This is a genomic window from Neisseria sp. HMSC058F07 (assembly GCF_001810035.1).
Lineage (GTDB): Bacteria > Pseudomonadota > Gammaproteobacteria > Burkholderiales > Neisseriaceae > Neisseria > Neisseria perflava.
Genome location: NZ_KV799687.1, coordinates 66,313 through 68,420 on the forward strand (window position 1 = coordinate 66,313; position 2,108 = coordinate 68,420).

The 2,108-nt window shown below is 48.5% G+C and carries 4 protein-coding genes and 1 pseudogene; all 5 read left to right on the top strand.

The window, feature by feature from the left end; translation table 11 throughout:
* The coding region (locus HMPREF2696_RS11620; protein ID WP_168162678.1) for a hypothetical protein at window positions 1-193 on the top strand (193 nt) is incomplete at its 5' end.
* A 161-nt stretch (window positions 194-354) separates the two neighbouring features.
* Complete coding sequence (locus tag HMPREF2696_RS06665; protein ID WP_070588173.1) at window positions 355-756, top strand: gp16 family protein; 402 nt, start codon at window positions 355-357, stop codon at window positions 754-756.
* Complete coding sequence (locus HMPREF2696_RS06670; protein ID WP_002233845.1) at window positions 756-1,196, top strand: Mor transcription activator family protein; 441 nt, start codon at window positions 756-758, stop codon at window positions 1,194-1,196. The genes HMPREF2696_RS06665 and HMPREF2696_RS06670 overlap by 1 nt, the downstream gene beginning before the upstream one ends.
* Window position 1,197: 1 nt before the next feature.
* Window positions 1,198-1,878, top strand: coding sequence for a hypothetical protein (locus tag HMPREF2696_RS06675; protein ID WP_083300560.1), 681 nt, complete (start codon window positions 1,198-1,200; stop codon window positions 1,876-1,878).
* Window positions 1,879-2,022: 144 nt separating this feature from the next.
* Window positions 2,023-2,108, top strand: a pseudogene (locus HMPREF2696_RS12005) (N-acetylmuramoyl-L-alanine amidase); the annotation flags it as partial.

Consider the following 2,108-nt stretch of genomic DNA (forward strand, 5'->3'; position numbering starts at 1 on the left):
ACGCGATTCCTTCTACATCCACGCTCAAGTTGAAAATGCCAACCGAAAATTGGAAACCGCTTTTCTCGTGTGGGGAAAAGTGAAAGAAGGAGAAAAAGAGGCTATGCGCGCCCGAAAAAAAGCCTTTATTTATTACTGCTTCGGGGTGGTTTGGTTTTTTCTTGCGTTGATTTTATTTTTCTTTGGCGTTTAAAGCTTGATTAAAGGCCGTCTGAAATGGGGTTTAAAACCTGTTTCAGACGGCCTTTTTTGTGTCTGTCAGTTTCGCAAAAAAAACATCGACTTAATACTATATATTGTATTTTATTGGTATAATATGCGCTAATTTATACTATATGTTGTATTTGAGAAATAATGCGCCGGGCGTTGATTGCGAAAATTAAGATTGCTCAAAAGGAGCTGGGCTTAGACGACGGTACCTATCGCGCGGTGTTGGAGCGCGTGACGGGCAAGCGGTCGTGTACGGAGTGCAGTATCCCTGAGCTGGAGCGCGTGGTCGAGGATTTGCGCCAGCATGGGTTTGCGCCGAAAAAAACGGCAGGCCGACGGCCGAACCGCCGCTCTTCTGCCGATCCTATGATGCGGAAAATCGAAGCCCTGCTGCTGGATAACGGCTGGACTTGGAATTATGCGCACGGTACGGCGAAAAAGATGTTTAAGGTTGACCGCGTGGAATGGTTGTCCGACGGCAATATGCACAAGCTGGTGGCGGCGTTGCAGATTGCGGCGAACCGCCGTAAGAAAGGGGCTGTGTGATGTATGAGACGGCAGATTTTGGCGCGGTCAAGCATCTGCTCCCTGATAGTGTGCAGGCGTTGATTACGGTCATCGGGTTTAATGAAACGCTGGAGTTGGTGCGCCTGATGGGCGGTACGACTTATCCGTTGCGGCAGGGTTATACGAAAAACAGTCAATCCCGTGTTGCGTACTTGGAGGAGATTATCGGCAGTGAGGCGGCCGGTCGGCTGGTGGAGGCAATGGCTCCGTGCAATCTGTTTATACCCCGTTGCGAGACGGCCTTGTATGAGCTGCGTAACCGTAAAATCCGCAGTCAGTTTGACCGACAGACGGCAGGCGGTACCCCTGCTTATGAGGCCGTTAACGATTTGGCCTTGGCACACCGCCTAAGCGACCGCCATGTGTGGCGGATTCTGAAACAGGCGGATAAGGAAGCGGAGCAGGAAAATTTGTTCTAGAATGGAATGCCATGCAGATGTATGGCATTTTATTTTGGAGAAGAATATGAAAACGTTTTATTTTGTGCTGCTGGCGTTGGGCTTGGCAGCGTGTGGGCAAGTATCAGAGGAAGTCAAACCGACAGCCCCAGCACAGCAAGAAACTCAGCCTGACCCGAAAGTGAAAATCGTGGAGCGCCTGAAAAACGAAGAATACTTTATAGGGGAGAATAATTTAGACAAAATCCGCCGGCACGGCGAACTGAAAAGCCATGCGGAAAAATTGGTGGCATTGCTTACTCAAGCTGAAAAGGAGAACCGCGGCATGGTGTTAAACGGTAGCAATTTGGCGGAGGTCAAGACATTTAACAAGGCTTTTGTCGCTGTCGCCAAATCAGCCGATGAAACTTTCGGTGGGCCATTTTTGGAAGATAAGGCTGGATTGTATCAGTGTACCAATGCCGCCAATGCTGCATATGTCTACTTTACCGCCAGACAAAACCAAAACGCTATGGTTGCCAATTATAAACAGAACTACGACAACGCTATGGCCGCTTGTAAAGAGCAAATTAAACATCCTCCTGAAGCTGAGGCAACTGTCTATGCCCGTAAAGGTATTAATCTGCCTATAAATGATTGTTTAGCCGTGTTGACCGGAGATGAACCATTTGACACATTTACTTGTCCGATGAAAATCAAATAAGGTTGAATCATGCCAAGGCCGTCTGAAATTTCAGGCGGCCTTTTTGTTGCCTACTGACACTGTTTCGACCGCTGCAAAAGCCATGCCGATTGAAAATGTAAGCCTCTGAAAGTGCATTTTAATCTGATTTTGAGGGAGGCTTTAATGAGCAAAATTATTTGTCTGACTGCCGGACACAGCAACACCGACCCGGGCGCGTGCAACGGCTCCGACCGTGAGGCGGACTTGGC

What these genes read in the sequence shown, in the direction of transcription:
- HMPREF2696_RS06665 (WP_070588173.1), top strand. Translation starts at nt 355, where the DNA reads ATGCGCCGGGCGTTGATTGCGAAAATTAAGATTGCTCAAAAGGAGCTG.
- HMPREF2696_RS06670 (WP_002233845.1), top strand. Translation starts at nt 756, where the DNA reads ATGTATGAGACGGCAGATTTTGGCGCGGTCAAGCATCTGCTCCCTGAT.
- HMPREF2696_RS06675 (WP_083300560.1), top strand. Translation starts at nt 1,198, where the DNA reads ATGGAATGCCATGCAGATGTATGGCATTTTATTTTGGAGAAGAATATG.